17 protein-coding genes are annotated in these 14,933 nt (G+C 61.8%); 3 read left to right on the top strand and 14 right to left on the bottom strand.

Going from position 1 to position 14,933, the window contains the following annotated elements:
• Window position 1: 1 nt before the first annotated feature.
• Window positions 2–1,069: an efflux RND transporter periplasmic adaptor subunit gene (locus O5O48_RS09125; protein ID WP_228245083.1), complete on the bottom strand. Its 1,068-nt coding sequence runs from the start codon at window positions 1,067–1,069 to the stop codon at window positions 2–4.
• A 198-nt stretch (window positions 1,070–1,267) separates the two neighbouring features.
• On the opposite strand from O5O48_RS09125, the gene O5O48_RS09120 reads away from it, so the two are divergent.
• Complete coding sequence (locus O5O48_RS09120) at window positions 1,268–1,696, top strand: organic hydroperoxide resistance protein (RefSeq protein WP_228245082.1); 429 nt, start codon at window positions 1,268–1,270, stop codon at window positions 1,694–1,696.
• Between the two features lie 53 nt (window positions 1,697–1,749).
• Here O5O48_RS09120 and thrC read toward each other — a convergent pair whose 3' ends face one another.
• The 9 genes from thrC to ffh form a co-directional block, all read right to left on the bottom strand.
• Entirely contained in the window at window positions 1,750–3,159 is a 1,410-nt protein-coding gene (thrC, locus tag O5O48_RS09115) for a threonine synthase (protein WP_269686814.1), read from the bottom strand.
• A 97-nt stretch (window positions 3,160–3,256) separates the two neighbouring features.
• Complete coding sequence (locus O5O48_RS09110) at window positions 3,257–4,561, bottom strand: homoserine dehydrogenase (protein ID WP_228245080.1); 1,305 nt, start codon at window positions 4,559–4,561, stop codon at window positions 3,257–3,259.
• Between the two features lie 71 nt (window positions 4,562–4,632).
• On the bottom strand, window positions 4,633–5,352 hold the full coding sequence (gene dsbC, locus O5O48_RS09105) for a bifunctional protein-disulfide isomerase/oxidoreductase DsbC (protein ID WP_269686813.1): 720 nt from the start codon (window positions 5,350–5,352) through the stop codon (window positions 4,633–4,635).
• Between the two features lie 99 nt (window positions 5,353–5,451).
• On the bottom strand, window positions 5,452–6,372 hold the full coding sequence (gene xerD / locus O5O48_RS09100) for a site-specific tyrosine recombinase XerD (RefSeq protein ID WP_434006940.1): 921 nt from the start codon (window positions 6,370–6,372) through the stop codon (window positions 5,452–5,454).
• A 96-nt stretch (window positions 6,373–6,468) separates the two neighbouring features.
• Window positions 6,469–6,816, bottom strand: coding sequence for a 50S ribosomal protein L19 (rplS, locus tag O5O48_RS09095; protein ID WP_088273285.1), 348 nt, complete (start codon window positions 6,814–6,816; stop codon window positions 6,469–6,471).
• Window positions 6,817–6,849: 33 nt separating this feature from the next.
• Window positions 6,850–7,566, bottom strand: coding sequence for a tRNA (guanosine(37)-N1)-methyltransferase TrmD (gene trmD / locus O5O48_RS09090; protein ID WP_233049894.1), 717 nt, complete (start codon window positions 7,564–7,566; stop codon window positions 6,850–6,852).
• Between the two features lie 36 nt (window positions 7,567–7,602).
• A complete protein-coding gene (gene rimM / locus O5O48_RS09085; RefSeq protein WP_228245077.1) occupies window positions 7,603–8,145 on the bottom strand; it encodes a ribosome maturation factor RimM in 543 nt (180 codons plus the stop codon).
• Window position 8,146: 1 nt separating this feature from the next.
• Window positions 8,147–8,398 carry a 30S ribosomal protein S16 gene (gene rpsP / locus O5O48_RS09080; RefSeq protein ID WP_088273282.1) on the bottom strand — a complete coding sequence of 84 codons (252 nt, stop codon included), beginning with the start codon at window positions 8,396–8,398 and terminating at the stop codon, window positions 8,147–8,149.
• Window positions 8,399–8,596: 198 nt separating this feature from the next.
• A complete protein-coding gene (ffh, locus tag O5O48_RS09075) occupies window positions 8,597–9,991 on the bottom strand; it encodes a signal recognition particle protein (protein WP_269686812.1) in 1,395 nt (464 codons plus the stop codon).
• Between the two features lie 163 nt (window positions 9,992–10,154).
• On the opposite strand from ffh, the gene O5O48_RS09070 reads away from it, so the two are divergent.
• Together O5O48_RS09070 and O5O48_RS09065 are read left to right on the top strand one after the other, a co-directional pair.
• A complete protein-coding gene (locus O5O48_RS09070; RefSeq protein ID WP_373314997.1) occupies window positions 10,155–10,955 on the top strand; it encodes a cytochrome C assembly family protein in 801 nt (266 codons plus the stop codon).
• A gap of 30 nt (window positions 10,956–10,985) precedes the next feature.
• On the top strand, window positions 10,986–12,302 hold the full coding sequence (locus O5O48_RS09065) for an HlyC/CorC family transporter (protein ID WP_228245076.1): 1,317 nt from the start codon (window positions 10,986–10,988) through the stop codon (window positions 12,300–12,302).
• Here O5O48_RS09065 and O5O48_RS09060 read toward each other — a convergent pair.
• The 4 genes from O5O48_RS09060 to O5O48_RS09045 are packed head-to-tail and all read right to left on the bottom strand — an operon-like array spanning window position 12,278 to window position 14,926.
• Window positions 12,278–12,967: an SGNH/GDSL hydrolase family protein gene (locus O5O48_RS09060; protein ID WP_373314998.1), complete on the bottom strand. Its 690-nt coding sequence runs from the start codon at window positions 12,965–12,967 to the stop codon at window positions 12,278–12,280. The genes O5O48_RS09065 and O5O48_RS09060 overlap by 25 nt on opposite strands.
• Window positions 12,968–12,996: 29 nt before the next feature.
• Window positions 12,997–14,178: a formate-dependent phosphoribosylglycinamide formyltransferase gene (gene purT, locus O5O48_RS09055; RefSeq protein WP_269686811.1), complete on the bottom strand. Its 1,182-nt coding sequence runs from the start codon at window positions 14,176–14,178 to the stop codon at window positions 12,997–12,999.
• Entirely contained in the window at window positions 14,175–14,402 is a 228-nt protein-coding gene (locus O5O48_RS09050) for a DUF1289 domain-containing protein (RefSeq protein ID WP_269686810.1), read from the bottom strand. Before O5O48_RS09050 ends, purT begins: the two co-directional genes overlap by 4 nt.
• Entirely contained in the window at window positions 14,402–14,926 is a 525-nt protein-coding gene (locus O5O48_RS09045; RefSeq protein WP_088273275.1) for a gamma carbonic anhydrase family protein, read from the bottom strand. The genes O5O48_RS09050 and O5O48_RS09045 overlap by 1 nt, the downstream gene beginning before the upstream one ends.
• Window positions 14,927–14,933 lie beyond the last annotated feature (7 nt).

The raw sequence follows: 14,933 nt of genomic DNA, 5'->3' as shown, positions 1-14,933 counted from the left end.
GTCAGTCGGCCTCGTGGTTGAGCAGGTTGAGCAACTGCCCTTCGCGCAGGCTCTCGTTACCTTCAACGACTACCAGCTCTCCGGCCTCCAGGCCCTCTCGCACCTCGACCACCCCGTCAAATGCCAGTCCGGACCGGACCTGCTGCTCCCGGGCCCGCCACTGGCCTGCTTCGTTGACGGCCCGCCAAACAGCCACGCGGCCGTCAACCTGCCTAAGCAGCGCATCGCGGGAGACTACGACGCCCTGTTGCTGCTGATCCAGCAACAGCTCGCCCTGAACCGACATCCCGGGAATCAGGCCAGCAATATCGTCGGGCAGAGCAATACGCAGCAAAAAGGTGCGCGCCTGCTGACTGCTTAACGGGATGCGCGCGGTTACCGGCAACACAAAATCTTCTCCGGGGTGACCCTCGAACTGCAACTCGACCCGACTGCCTGGCTCGGCACGGGCATAGAAGCGCTGCGGCACCTGAAGGTCGGCGCGAAGCTGCTGCAGGGTGATCAACTCCAGCACCCCGGTCCCGGGCTCGACCCACTCGCCCAGCTCAGTCAGGCGTCGACTGATCACGCCACTGAAGGGAGCCTCCAGCCGGTGCCGGCGCGCCAGCGCCTCTCGCCGTTGCAGGCCGGCACGCGCCCCCGCCAACGCCGCATCGGCCTGCGCAACGGCGGCTTCCAGGCCGCGCACCTCGCTGGCGGCAATACTGCGGCGCTCTGCCAGCGTACTGGCCTCGCTGAGCCGCCGCTGCGCGTCATCAAGCGTGCTGCCCAGACGCGCAACCTCGGCCCGGTCGCGATCCAGATCACGCTGTACAAGCTCGTCATCCAGCGTCATCAACAGCGCGCCCTTCTCAATCCGCTGGCCCTCCTCCACCGGCAGCCCGGAAACCCGTCCCTCCACTTCCGCAGACAACGTAGCCACCCGCGCCGTGGAGACACTGCCGCTGACCGGCACCACCTCCACCAGCGGCTGCAGCGTAGTGGTCGCAACCCGCACCGGCACAGCGGTCTCGGCACGCGCCAGAGACATCAGCAGCAGCAGGCAAACAGCAAGGACAGAGCGCAGCACAGGAGGAGCCTCCGACAACTTCAAAGTGAATCAGCATGCCAGAAATGAAAAAACACACCTACAACAAAGCAGGTGAGGATGTTTCACGATATGGCGGAGGACAAACCGGCCAAAAATAACATTGCACACAATCTACATTGTGTTAGCATGCAAAACTTAATTGCATGCAATCTATATTTTCATTACCGGAGACTCCTTATGTCCATTGAACAGGTTATCTATCGCGCTTCTGCAGAAGCTACCGGTGGCCGTGACGGTCGTGCCATTTCCTCCGACGGTGTACTGGATATCGAATTGACTACGCCAAGGGAGTTGGGCGGCGCAGGTGGTCAGGGCACCAACCCGGAGCAGCTGTTTGCTGCAGGCTATTCGGCCTGTTTCATTGGTGCGATGAAGTTTGTCGCAGGCCGCGACAAGCTGCCCATGCCGGCTGATGCGTCGGTTGAGGGGGTGGTCGGTATCGGTCAGATTCCGCAGGGCTTCGGCATTGAAGTCGAACTGCGCATCAGCCTGCCGGGCATGCCTGCAGAGCAAGCCGAGCAGCTGATTGAGCGCGCCCATCAGGTCTGCCCCTACTCCAACGCCACCCGCGGCAATATTGATGTGACCCTGAGCCGGGTCGAGTAACGCACAAACAACAACGGCGCCCAGGGGCGCCGTTGTTGTGTCAGCAGCTCAGCTTAGAGCGGCTTGCCGCGATTGCCGTGCGCGGCAACAAAGGCCTGCACGTCAGCCAGACTGTTCGGCAACACGGTGCAACGCTCTTCGCGCTCGAACAGATCGCTCAGATGCGCCGGCAGGTGCAATGCTTCGCCAACGCCAGCCTGACGGACCGCATCCGGGAACTTGACCGGGTGCGCAGTCCCAAGGGTGATCATCGGCGTCGACAGCGAGCGACGACATTCGCGGGCTGCACGCACGCCGATGGCGGTGTGCGGGTCCAGCACTTCGCCGCACTGCGCGAATACCTCGGCGATGGTTGCACAGGTGCCTTCGTCGTCAACCGCCAGCGAATCAAACAGCTTGCGCGCCTCGGTCCAGCGATCATCTTCAACAGACAGTTTGCCACTGACCTTGAAGTCATCCATCAGCTTGGCTACCAGCGCACCGTTACGACCGTGCAGATCGAACAGCAGGCGCTCGAAGTTGGACGACACCATGATGTCCATCGACGGCGACAGCGACGGGTGCAGGGTGTCCTTGTCGTAGTGATTGCCGCTCATGAAGCGGTGCAGGATGTCGTTGCGATTGGTAGCAACGATCAACTGGCTGATCGGCAGGCCCATATTGCGCGCCAGGTAACCGGCGAAGATGTCGCCGAAGTTGCCGGTCGGCACCGAGAACGCCATCGAGCGCGCCGGACCACCCAGCTGCAGGGCAGCGTGAAAGTAGTAGACGATCTGCGCCATGATGCGCGCCCAGTTGATCGAGTTAACCGCGACCAGACGGGTGCCCTTGAGGAAACCCTGGTCGGCGAAACTGGCCTTGACCATCTCCTGACAGTCGTCGAAGTTGCCTTCGATGGCGATGTTGTGGATGTTGTCGCCAAGGATGCTGGTCATCTGGCGACGCTGCACCTCGGACACCCGGTTGTGCGGGTGCATGATGAAGATGTCGACGTTCTCGCAGGCTTTGCATCCCTCAATAGCCGCCGAACCGGTATCACCAGAGGTGGCGCCCATGATCACCACGCGCTCGCCACGCTTGACCAGGAAATAGTCGAGCAAACGGCCCAGCAGCTGCAGGGCAAAGTCCTTGAACGCCAGGGTCGGGCCGTGGAACAGCTCCATCACCCACTCGTTGCTGTCCAGCTGACGCAGCGGGGCAACTGCCTTGTGCTCAAAGACGCCGTAGGTGTCCTGCAGAATCTGTTTGAAATCGGCGTCCGGAATGCTGCCAGTGACGAACGGGCGCATCACGTTGAACGCCAGCTCGTGGTACGGCAGACCGCCCCAGGATGCGATCTGCTCCTGGGTGAAACGCGGCAGGTTCTCTGGCACATACAGACCGCCGTCAGAGGCCAGACCGGCCAGCAGCACGTCTTCGAAATTCAGGGCCGGAGCCTGGCCACGGGTACTGATATAACGCATATCGGCAAACCTTCGGTTTGAGCTGCAAGCCGCAAGCAACAAGCCGCAAGCACCACCTGGGTTGCTTGCCGCTTGCCGCTTGTCGCTTGCCGCTGGATTAGTCCAGTTGTTCCACGCGGATCCGCATCAGCGGGCCGGCGATATCCTCGAGCGACTCCAGCGCGGCAATCGCATCGTTCATGTTCTGCTCGCGTACGCGGTGAGTCAGCAGAATCATCGGCACCAAGCCGTCCTGCTCTTCCACGTCCTTCTGCATGATCGATTCGATGTTGATGCCACGCTCGGACAGGATGGTCGCGACCTTGGCCAGCACGCCCGGGCGGTCCTGCGCGTGCAGGCGCAGGTAGTAGGCGGTTTCGACCTCGTCAACCGGCAGAACCGGCAGATCCGACAGCGCATCAGCCTGGAACGCCAGGTGTGGAACGCGGTTGGTCGGGTCGGTGGTCAGGGTGCGGACCACGTCGATGATGTCGGCAACAACGGCGGAAGCAGTCGGCTCGGCGCCGGCGCCGGCGCCGTAGTACAGCGTCGAACCAACAGCATCACCGTGAACCATGACAGCGTTCATCACGCCATTGACGTTGGCGATCAGGCGATCAGCCGGGATCAGGGTCGGGTGCACGCGCAACTCGACGCCGTTTTCAGTGCGGCGCGCCACGCCCAGATGCTTGATACGGTAGCCCAGCGCTTCGGCGTAATTTACGTCGGCAGTGGTCAGCTTGGTGATCCCTTCGGTGTAGGCCTTGTCGAACTGCAGCGGGATACCAAAGGCAATGGAGGCCAGAATGGTCAGCTTGTGCGCGGCATCAATACCCTCGACGTCGAAGGTCGGATCAGCCTCGGCATAACCCAGCGCCTGCGCTTCAGCCAGAACGTCCTCGAAGGTACGCCCCTTGTCGCGCATTTCAGTCAGGATGAAGTTGCCAGTGCCGTTGATGATACCGGCAACCCAGTCAATGCGGTTGGCGGCCAAACCTTCACGCAGCGCCTTGATAATCGGGATACCGCCGGCAACCGAGGCCTCGAACGCAACCATCACGCCCTTGGCGCTGGCAGCAGCGAAGATCTCGTTGCCGTGCACGGCAATCAGCGCCTTGTTGGCAGTCACCACGTGTTTGCCGTTCTCGATCGCCTTGAGTACCACATCCTTGGCCAGGGTGTAGCCGCCGATCAGCTCGACGATGATGTCGATCTCGGGATTGTTGACCAGCTCGAAAACGTCGTCGGTCACCGGGGTCATGCCCAGGTTGCAGGCCGGGTTGGGGTGCCGGGTTGCAATCTGGGCGACCTCAATGCCGCGCCCAGCACGCCGGGCAATTTCCGTCGCGTTGCGCTGCAGAACATTGAAGGTGCCACCGCCGACGGTGCCCAATCCACAAATACCTACTTTGACCGGTTTCAAACTTTGGTCCCTACCTGGTTGTTAGTCGATTACATGAAAACGCGCCGACGATCTGCCCGTCGGCACGGCTGTTACTGATTCTCCAGCGCGATAGCGGCCAGCTGCGCCGCCGGCTGATACCCCGGGATCAACACCCCGTTGGCCATGAAAATGGCCGGTGTACCCTGCACACCCACCTGCTGACCCAGCTCGAACTGGCGCTCAACAGGATTCTCACAGCTGGCTGGCGCGACCTCGTCACCCTGCTTGGCAGCCGTCAGCGCCGCCTTGCGGTCGTCCGAACACCAGACCGACTGCATGACACTGGCAGCACGGGACTGCATTCCGCCGCGCGGGAAGGCAGCATAGCGCACCTCGATACCCAGATCATTGAGCTGCTGCACCTCGTTGTGCAGCTTGCGGCAGTAACCGCAATCCACATCGGTAAATACCGTGATATGGGTCTTGGGCTGCTCGGGCGCAAACACGATCAGCTCCTGCTGCGGCAGCCCGTTGATGACCGCGCCGATGTTACGCGCTTCGGCGATGGAGGTAAGGTTACGTGGCTTGCCGTCGTTGACCTCGATCAGCGAGCCCTGGACAAAGTACTTGCCGTCCGCCGAGGCGTAGAGCACTCGACCGCTTTCCAGCTCAACGCTGTATAGACCGGCCACGGGAGACTCGCTCACCGTCTTGACCGGCACATTGAAATTCATTGTCTTCAGAGCGTCCCGAATAGCCTGATCCGGATTCGCCATGACCTGTGTCGCCGCCAGGGCCAGTATGGCGGCCAGGCCGATTTTCAGTCGCATAGTCCACTCCTTTTGAAGACCGCAAAGCTTACCACGAATAAAGGAAGCACTGACCAATTCCACGCGCCCTGCGGGATGTTCGGCGCAACCCGGATGCTGTCACCCTCGGGGATGATGCTGGGCATGCAGATCATGCAGGCGCTGCCGGGCAATATGGGTATAGATCTGGGTTGTCGACAGATCACTGTGCCCCAGCAGCATCTGCACTACCCGCAAGTCCGCCCCGTGATTGAGCAGATGGGTAGCAAAGGCGTGGCGCAGGGTGTGCGGAGACAGCTCGCTGCGAATGCCGGCCGCAAGGGCATGCAGCTTGACCCTGTGCCAGAATGTCTGACGCGTCATCATCTGCCCCAGCCTGCTGGGAAACAGTACATCACTCGGCTTGCCTGCCAATAGTGCCGCACGTGCCGTATCAAGATATTGCTCCAGCCAGCGCATCGCCTCTTCCCCCAAAGGGACCAGACGTTCCTTGCTGCCCTTGCCAGTCACCCGCACCACACCCTGACGCAGGTTCAACTGATCGAGCCGCAAGCCGACCAGCTCACTGACCCGCAATCCGGTGGCATACAGCACTTCCAGCATGCAACGGTCCCGCAACCCCAGAGTGTCTTCGCTGTCCGGTGCGGACAGCAGGCGCTCAACGTCGGCCTCACTGAGCGACTTGGGCAGCGGCCTGCCGATCTTCGGCATGGCAACATCCCGGGTCGGGTCGTCGGCGATCAACTGCTGACGCAGCAAGTAGCGGTAGAAACTTCGCACACAGGACAGCAGCCGGGCACTGGAACGCGCCTGATAGCCGGCGCCAAGCCGCCAGCCCAGGTGCGCCATCAGATCGGCGCGCGACAGCTGCAGCAGCCGGCTGCGACGCTGCCCCAGCCAACCGGCCAGCGTACGCAGATCGGTGCGATAGGCGCTGCAGGTGTGCTTCGACAACCCCTTTTCCAGCCACAGGCTGTCAAGGAATTGATCGATCAGCTGCTGATCCGCGTCACTGACCGGCATCGGCGCAACATCAGGCATGGATTTGACTCGAGTGGACGGGCGATTCGTCGATTAAAAACACTCAGGCACAAAAAAGCAGCCCTCAGGCTGCTTTTTTGTTGGTCAGTTGTCCGATCAGGACAGCTTTTCCTTGATGCGAGCTGCCTTACCAGACAGAGCACGCAGGTAGTACAGCTTGGCCTTGCGAACGTCACCGCGACGCTTGACAGAGATGCTGTCGATCAGCGGAGAGTAGGTCTGGAACGTACGCTCAACGCCAACACCGCTGGAGATCTTGCGAACGGTGAAAGCCGAGTTCAGACCACGGTTACGCTTGCCGATAACCACGCCTTCGAAGGCCTGCAGACGGGAGCGATCGCCTTCCTTAACCTTGACCTGGACGATTACGGTATCACCCGGTGCGAACGCGGGGATTTCCTTGGACATCTGTTCAGCTTCAAGCTGGGCAATAATATTGGACATCTTGCTTCTCCTGCACAGGCCGTCGGACCTGTATCAATGGTTATCGGTTGCCTGCTCGCGGATATATTCCGCCAACAGCTGTTGCTGTTCTTTGCTCAACTCCAGCTCTTCGAGCAACTCTGGCCGACGTTGCCAGGTACGACCCAAAGACTGTTTGAGGCGCCAGCGCCGGATCAGTTCATGGTTACCGCTGAGCAGCACCTCCGGAACGCGCTGCCCATCAAACTCTTCCGGCCGGGTGTAATGTGGGCAATCGAGCCATCCCGCCGAAAAGGAATCTTCTACCGCGGAATCCGCATGCCCCAATACACCGGGAATCAAGCGGGTCACCGCGTCCAGGAGCACCATGGCTCCCAGTTCGCCACCGGACAACACGTAGTCGCCAATGGAGATTTCCTCATCTACGCAGCGATCAATGATGCGCTCGTCGATGCCCTCGTAGCGCCCGCATAACAGCACAAGGCTGTCCAGCTGCGCCAGCTGTTCGACGCGTTTCTGCGTCAGAGGCTGCCCCTGCGGAGACAGGTAAATCACCCGCGGGGTGGAGGGAGCCTGCTGGCGGATGGCGTCAATCGCCTCCAGCAGCGGCTCAACCTTCATCAACATGCCGGGACCACCGCCGAAGGGGCGATCATCCACCGTGCGATGACGGTCATGTGCGTGTTCACGCGGGTTGCTGAAAGCGACTTCCAACTGGCCCCGCTTGACCGCCCTGCCGGTAACACCGGACTCGGTCAGCGCCGTGAACATCTCGGGAAACAGGGTAACTACACCGGCCCACACCGGTCAGAACTCCGCATCCCAGTCAACCTGCATGACTTGCGTCTCCAGATCGACCTTGATTACAAACTGGCCCGGCAAATAAGGCAACAGACGTTCACGCTGATCAACACTGCCTGCGCAGGGCTTGACCACCATGACATCGTTGGAGCCGGTCTCAAGCAGGTGATCCACCTTGCCGAGCAGCTGCCCTTCCTGGTTTACAACCTGAAGGCCTTCCAGCTGATGCCAGTAAAAATCGCCATCTTCAAGCTCGGGCAATGCGTCGGACGCAATGCTGATCTCGAAATCGACCAGTTCCTCGGCCTTGTTGCGGTCGTCGATCCCCTTGAGGTTGACCACCAGCACGCGTCCCTGGACGCGCCCACCGAGGACGGACACCGTACGCTGCTCGGAGCCCCGGTTAAGGGACCACTCGGCATAGTCGAGCACGTTGTCCAGCGGGTCGGTATGGGAATAGACCTTTACCGCCCCACGCACCCCATGAACCGAAACGATCTTGCCGAGTACAACCCGATGGGCCCCGGCCGGCTCAGGAGTATTGGCCATATCAGGCAGCAGCCTGACCAGCTTCCTTCAGCAGAGCTGCAACGCGATCAGACGGCTGCGCACCCTGGCTCAGCCAGTATTGAACGCGCTCATCGTTCACGGACAGACGCACTTCACCGCCAGTAGCTACCGGGTTGAAGAAGCCTACCCGCTCAACAAAACGGCCATCGCGAGCATTGCGGCTGTTGGTGACGGTCAGATGATAGAAGGGGCGCTTCTTGGAGCCACCACGAGCAAGACGAATGGTTACCATGTCGACATTGTTTCCTGTGTTTGAGTATCGCTACTTAATCGTTTGCGGGCGTGCAGCTGAAAGCGCATACACCTATAGCCCGAAAGGTCGCGTATTCTACGGAATATCCCGACCAATGAAAACTCTTTTTTCCGCAGCGACCGGCACCGCCGGTCAGCCGCCTGCTCCCACGCCGCAAAACGGCGTGCAGAGCAGTCCTCAGAAGCGGGGCATCCCGCCACCCGGGGGCAGCATGCCGCCGCCACCCATGCCACCCATACCGCGCATCAGCTTGGCCATGCCGCCCTTGCCGGTGACCTTCTTCATCATCTTCTGCATCTGCTTGTGTTGCTTGAGCAGGCGTCCGATGTCCTGAATCTGGGTACCCGAGCCCGCCGCGATGCGACGCTTGCGCGAGCCGCTGATGAGGTCCGGATTGCGGCGCTCGGCGGGCGTCATCGAGTTGATGATCGCCTCCATACGCTTGAACTGCTTGGCCGCTTCGGTCTGCGCTGTTTCCATCTGCGCCGCACTGATCTTGCCACCCATCATCGGCAGCTTTTCCATCATCGAGCCGAGACCGCCCATGGCGTTCATCTGCTGCAGCTGATCACGGAAGTCCTCAAGATCGAAGCCCTTGCCCTTCTTCAGCTTCTTGGCAAGCTTCTCGGCCTTGTCCTTGTCGATCTTCTGCTCGGCCTGTTCAATCAGGCTGAGCACGTCGCCCATACCGAGGATGCGCGAGGCGACCCGGTCAGGGTGGAAGACTTCCAGGGCATCGATCTTCTCGCCCATACCAAGGAACTTGATCGGCTTGCCGGTGATATGACGCACCGACAGCGCCGCACCGCCACGGGCGTCACCGTCGACCTTGGTCAGGATCACCCCGGTCAGCGGCAGGGCCTCGTTGAAGGCCTGAGCGGTGTTGGCCGCATCCTGACCGGTCATGGCGTCGACCACAAACAGGGTTTCCGCCGGCTTGGCTGCCGCGTGCACCTGCTTGATCTCGGCCATCATCTCGCCGTCGACGTGCAGACGACCGGCGGTATCGACGATCAGCACATCCATGAAGCGGTTCTTCGCCTCACGCATCGCCGCTTCGACAATCGCCACCGGCTGCTGATCAGCCGAGGACGGGAAGAACTCGACCTGTACGTCGGCTGCCAGCGTTTCCAGCTGTTTGATCGCCGCCGGACGGTAGACGTCGGCGCTGACCACCATGACCTTCTTCTTCTCGCGTTCACGCAGCGTCTTGGCCAGTTTGGCCACACTGGTGGTCTTACCCGCACCCTGCAGACCGGCCATCAGGATCACCGCTGGCGGGCTGACCGCCAGGTTCAGCCCTTCGGACTGCCCCATGACCGCTTCCAGCTCGGACTTGACGATCTTGACGAAGACCTGCCCCGGCGACAGGCTGCGCGACACTTCGGTGCCGACCGCGCGCTCACGCACCTGGTCAACGAAGGTCTTGACTACCGGCAGCGCGACATCAGCCTCCAGCAGCGCCATGCGCACTTCGCGCAGGGTGTCCTTGATGTTGTCTTCAGTCAGCTTGGCCTGACCTGTCACACCGCGCAGACTGTGCGACAGGCGCTCGGTAAGATTCTCGAACATGTGCTTTCTCCCAGGGCGGGCCCGTTTTCAGCCCGGCCGCCATTTCAGCGGCGCAGTATACCCCGCGCACCCGGCACAGGATAGGGAAGCACCGGCAGACGCTTTCACCCGGACGCGGCTTATGCCACACTGCGGCTTTGTTGATAATCGCTCGCAAGGACGTATGACAGCCCTCGCCCCCAGTCTGCTGGCCGCCGGTTTCTATATCAGCGGCATCCTGTATCAGATGCACTGCCTCGGCAAACGTCTGGCCGTCAACGCCAGTCTGTTGCGCGCCATCGGGCTGGTTGCCCTGCTGGCCCACGCCGTCAGTCTGTATATTCAGCTCACCACACCGCAGGGCTTTGCCCTGGGCCTGTTCAATATCGGCTCGCTGATTTCCTGGCTGGTAGTTGCGGTCACGCTGGTGTCGAGTTTCCGCGCGCCAGTCACCAGTCTGCTGCTGGGGCTTTATCCGCTGGCACTGATCACCGCCCTGCTGGCGGGCTTCTTCCCCGAACAGGGCACGACACTGGCAACCGACCAGGACGGCTTGCTGGTGCATATTCTGCTGTCGGTGCTGGCCTACGGCATTTTTACCATTGCCGCCTTCCAGGCCACCCTGCTGGCTGTTCAGGACTATCAGCTCAAGCACAAGCACCCTACCCGTTTCATTCGCACCTTCCCGCCGCTGCAGACCATGGAACAGCTGCTGTTCCAGTTTCTGCTGTGCGGTGAAGTGCTGCTGACGCTGGCGCTGATCTCAGGTTTTGTCTTCCTGGAGAATATGTTCGCCCAGCATGTGGCCCACAAGACTCTGCTGTCCTGCCTGGCCTGGGTGGTGTTCGGCATTCTGCTGTGGGGCCGGCACTTCCGCGGCTGGCGCGGCAGCAATGCGATCCGCTGGACACTGGCGGGCTTCCTGTTGCTGATGCTGGCCTATTTCGGCAGCAAGCTGGTACGCGAACTGCTGCTGGCCGCCTGACCCATACTACGACCTGCCTGAGGCTAGCCCTTGAACGAATCCCATACTGGCCTGCTGCTGATTCTGCTGGTGGTGCTGATCGTGCTGTCAGCGTTCTTCTCCAGCTCCGAAACCAGCATGATGAGCCTCAACCGCTACCGGCTGAAGCACCTGAGCAAGGAAGGCCACCGAGCGGCGCGCCGCGCCTCCCGTCTGCTGGAGCGCCCCGACCGACTGCTCGGCACCATTCTGGTCGGTAACAATATCGTCAACATCCTCGCCGCCTCGATCGCCACCGTGATCGCGGTGGACGTCTGGGGCGAAGCCGGTATCGCGATTGCCACCATGATCCTGACCGTGGTCGTGCTGATCTTCGGCGAGATCACACCCAAGACCCTGGCAGCCCTGCGCCCGGAGCTGATTGCCTTCCCGGCCAGCGTGATCCTGTCCGGCCTGCAGCGCCTGCTCTATCCGGTGGTGTGGGTGTGCAGCGCCATCAGCAACCTGCTTTTGCGCATGCTCGGGGTCAACCCGCACAGCAAGGATGGCGATCAGCTGACCACCGAGGAGCTGCGCACGGTGGTGCGTGAAGCCGGGCTCGGCATTACCCGCAGTCGCCAGAACATGCTGCTGGGCATCCTTGATCTGGAGAAGATGACGGTCAACGACATCATGATCCCGCGCAACGAGGCTGTCGGTATTGATCTGGACAGCGACATGGCCGCGATCAATCACCAGCTGCGCAGCTGTCACTACACCCGGCTGCCGGTCTACCAGGGCGATATCAACAACGTCACCGGCATCGTCCACATGCGCTCGATCGCGCGCCTGCTGAGCCGCGGCGAACTGACCAAGGAAGCCCTGATCGGCGCCTGCAAGGAGCCCTACTTCATCCCGGAAAGCACACCGCTGCACACCCAGCTGTTCAACTTTCAGAAACAGAAGCGCCGGATTGCCATCGTCGTCGACGAGTACGGCGACGTCATCGGCCTGGTGACGCTGGAAGACATCCTGGAAGAAATTGTCGGCGACTTCACCACCGAGATGCTCAGTCTGAGCCAGGACATCCATCCGCAGGCCGATGGTACCTATGTGATCGATGGCAGCGCGTCGATTCGCGACATCAACCGTCACCTGCACTGGAAGCTGCCTGCCGACGGCCCCAAGACCCTCAACGGCGTGATCACCGAGCAGCTGGAAACCATTCCGGAAACCTCGGTCTGCCTGACCACCGGCCACTACCGGATGGAGATTCTGCAGACCAAGGACAACATGGTGAAAAGCGTTCGGATATGGGATCGGGCCTTGAACCAGGTCGACCCGCGCCCCTCAGACGAAGCGGATCAGACCACCGACGGCGCCAGCTGACGGACGATACCCGCCGCCCACTGCCGATACCCGGCCGCCGATGGGTGATAGCCGTCGCGGGCCAGATAAACCGGCTCGAATGGCAGATCCAGTGACAGGTAGTGGGCGCCCGAGTCCCGGGCGACAGCCTGAAGATCGGCGTCCATCAGCCCGGCGCGCAACCCGAACCAGCCGCGCAGCGGCTGGGGCAACGCCCGGAAATGCCCCAGCGGCGGCACGCCGGTCAGCATCACCCGCCCCGAACAGACTTGCAGCTGCTCGATCAGGCCCCGCAGATTACGCCGCCAGCGCGGCCGTGGAGTGAGGTGGGTGGTATCGTTGACGCCCAGCACGATCAGCGCCAGGTCCCACTGCTGCCCGGTAACCGCAGGCAGCAGGTCTTGCAGACAGTCTCCGGCCACCGCGCCGTTACGACCGGCCGCCTGCCACTGCACCGGGCGCCCAAGCTGTTCAGCCAACTGACTGGCCAACTGCCCGACAAGGGCCTGCTGCTGACACTCGACCCCGACGCCGGCAACGGTGGACTCGCCAACCAGCAACAACCGCAGCGGCCTTTCCCGAGCGCCATCCGGCGCCGCCACCAGCCCCTGCCAGGGCTGCTGCGCGTCCGGCAGGCGCAGCGCCGTGCGCTTGACCCACATTGCCTGAGGCAGCAACAGCGGCAAGGCCGGTGCCGCCAGATACCACCACCGACTCAGAGCGTGACCTCAACCGCCGATGCCGCACGCATCGCCTTGGCAACAGCCGCCTCAATGGACTCGTCACGCGCCAGCGCGACACCCATACGACGCTGCCCATCAACCTCGGGCTTGCCGAACAGCCGCAGCTGGGTGTCCGGTTCCTTGAGTGCCGCGCCCAGATTACCGAAGCTGACATTGGCTGATTGCCCCTGCACCAGCACGACGGCGGATGCCGATGGGCCGAACTGACGAATCACCGGAACCGGCAGCCCGAGAATGGCCCGCGCATGCAATGCAAACTCGGACAGGTCCTGCGAAATCAGGGTTACCAGCCCGGTGTCGTGCGGGCGCGGAGAGACTTCGCTGAACCACACCTGATCGCCCTTGACGAACAGCTCGACCCCAAACACACCACGGCCACCAAGCGCCTCGGTGATGGTTGAGGCAACCCGTTTGGCCTCAGCCAGCGCCCCTTCGCTCATCACCTGCGGCTGCCAGGACTCGCGGTAATCGCCGGCCTCCTGACGGTGGCCGATAGGCTCGCAGAAGGAGGTGCCATCAATGTGCCGCACGGTCAGCAAGGTAATTTCATAATCAAAGTCGACAAACCCCTCGACGATCACCCGACCCTGACCGGCACGACCGCCGGACTGGGCATACTCCCAGGCCTTGTCGATATCGGCCTGCTCGCGCACCAGACTCTGCCCCTTGCCCGATGAACTCATCACCGGCTTGACTACGCAGGGCATGCCAATGGCAGCGACCGCGGCACGGTATTCATCCAGCGTGTCCGCGAACCGGTAGGCAGAGGTCGGCAGGCCCAGCGTTTCCGCAGCCAGACGGCGGATGCCCTCGCGATCCATGGTCAGGCGCGCTGCCTCGGCGGTCGGCACGACGTTGTAGCCTTCCGCTTCCAGCTCGACCAGCGTCGCGGTCGCAATGGCTTCAATTTCCGGCACGATGTAGTCGGGCTGCTCGGCTTCGATAACCTCGCGCAGCGCCTGACCGTCCAGCATGCTGACCACATGGCTGCGGTGCGCGACCTGCATCGCCGGGGCGTGCTGATAGCGGTCTACCGCGATAACCTCACAGCCCAGCCGCTGCAGCTCGATGGCCACTTCCTTGCCCAGTTCGCCCGAGCCCAGCAGCAATACCCGCGTCGCGCTTTCTGCGTAGGGGGTCCCGATTACCGTCATGCCTGTCTACCTTGGATAGTTGATTGAGTCGCCGTGCCGATCCACAGCCCCTGCCCGCGCGCACGCTCGTCGCAGCGCGCCAGCACCTCAAGACGCTGCTCGTCGGTCATCCGGCCCCAGCGGGCTATTTCCATGCCGGTGCGCTGACACCCGGTGCAGATGTCGTTATCGTCCAGCGCACAAATGCTGACACAAGGCGAGCGAACGGGGGCAGAGCGGGTCATCAGTCTTCCTGTATCTTGAGTTCGTCACGGAAGCGTTTGGCGTTCTGCACGTAATGGGCGGCGCTCAGTTCCAGCATCTTCTTCTGCTGATCGCTCAGCGTCTTGACCACCTTGCCGGGGGAGCCCATGACCAGTGAACCGTCCGGGATCTCCTTGCCTTCAGGAATCAGGCTGTTGGCGCCGATGATGCAGTGTTTACCGATCTTCGCGCCATTGAGCACCACCGCGTTGATGCCGATCAGGCTGTAATCACCGACCGTGCACCCGTGCAGCATCGCATTATGGCCGACTGTGATGCCTTTGCCGAGGGTCAGCGGCACGCCACTGTCGGCATGCATTACCGCGCCGTCCTGCACATTGCTGTGTTCGCCGACGGTAATCTGCTCGACATCACCGCGAATCACCGCACCAAACCAGACGTTGGCGCCAGCCTCCAGCTTGACCTTGCCGATGACCGCTGCGGTGTCGGCAATCCAGGCGTCAGCCGCCATTTCTACCCGATCCTTGCCCAGGCTGTACTTCATGCTTCGT

The sequence above is a fragment of the Halopseudomonas sp. MFKK-1 genome, from assembly GCF_027474385.1.
Classification (GTDB): domain Bacteria; phylum Pseudomonadota; class Gammaproteobacteria; order Pseudomonadales; family Pseudomonadaceae; genus Halopseudomonas; species Halopseudomonas aestusnigri.
This window is presented reverse-complemented; position numbering and strand designations above follow the sequence as displayed.

Coding starts and splice junctions, on each gene's coding strand:
- O5O48_RS09120 (WP_228245082.1), top strand. CDS start 1,268: ATGTCCATTGAACAGGTTATCTATCGCGCTTCTGCAGAAGCTACCGGT.
- thrC (WP_269686814.1), bottom strand. CDS start 3,159: ATGCGTTATATCAGTACCCGTGGCCAGGCTCCGGCCCTGAATTTCGAA.
- dsbC (WP_269686813.1), bottom strand. CDS start 5,352: ATGCGACTGAAAATCGGCCTGGCCGCCATACTGGCCCTGGCGGCGACA.
- xerD (WP_434006940.1), bottom strand. CDS start 6,372: ATGCCTGATGTTGCGCCGATGCCGGTCAGTGACGCGGATCAGCAGCTG.
- rplS (WP_088273285.1), bottom strand. CDS start 6,816: ATGTCCAATATTATTGCCCAGCTTGAAGCTGAACAGATGTCCAAGGAA.
- trmD (WP_233049894.1), bottom strand. CDS start 7,566: ATGTTCACGGCGCTGACCGAGTCCGGTGTTACCGGCAGGGCGGTCAAG.
- rimM (WP_228245077.1), bottom strand. CDS start 8,145: ATGGCCAATACTCCTGAGCCGGCCGGGGCCCATCGGGTTGTACTCGGC.
- rpsP (WP_088273282.1), bottom strand. CDS start 8,398: ATGGTAACCATTCGTCTTGCTCGTGGTGGCTCCAAGAAGCGCCCCTTC.
- ffh (WP_269686812.1), bottom strand. CDS start 9,991: ATGTTCGAGAATCTTACCGAGCGCCTGTCGCACAGTCTGCGCGGTGTG.
- O5O48_RS09070 (WP_373314997.1), top strand. CDS start 10,155: ATGACAGCCCTCGCCCCCAGTCTGCTGGCCGCCGGTTTCTATATCAGC.
- purT (WP_269686811.1), bottom strand. CDS start 14,178: ATGACGGTAATCGGGACCCCCTACGCAGAAAGCGCGACGCGGGTATTG.
- O5O48_RS09050 (WP_269686810.1), bottom strand. CDS start 14,402: ATGACCCGCTCTGCCCCCGTTCGCTCGCCTTGTGTCAGCATTTGTGCG.
- O5O48_RS09045 (WP_088273275.1), bottom strand. CDS start 14,926: ATGAAGTACAGCCTGGGCAAGGATCGGGTAGAAATGGCGGCTGACGCC.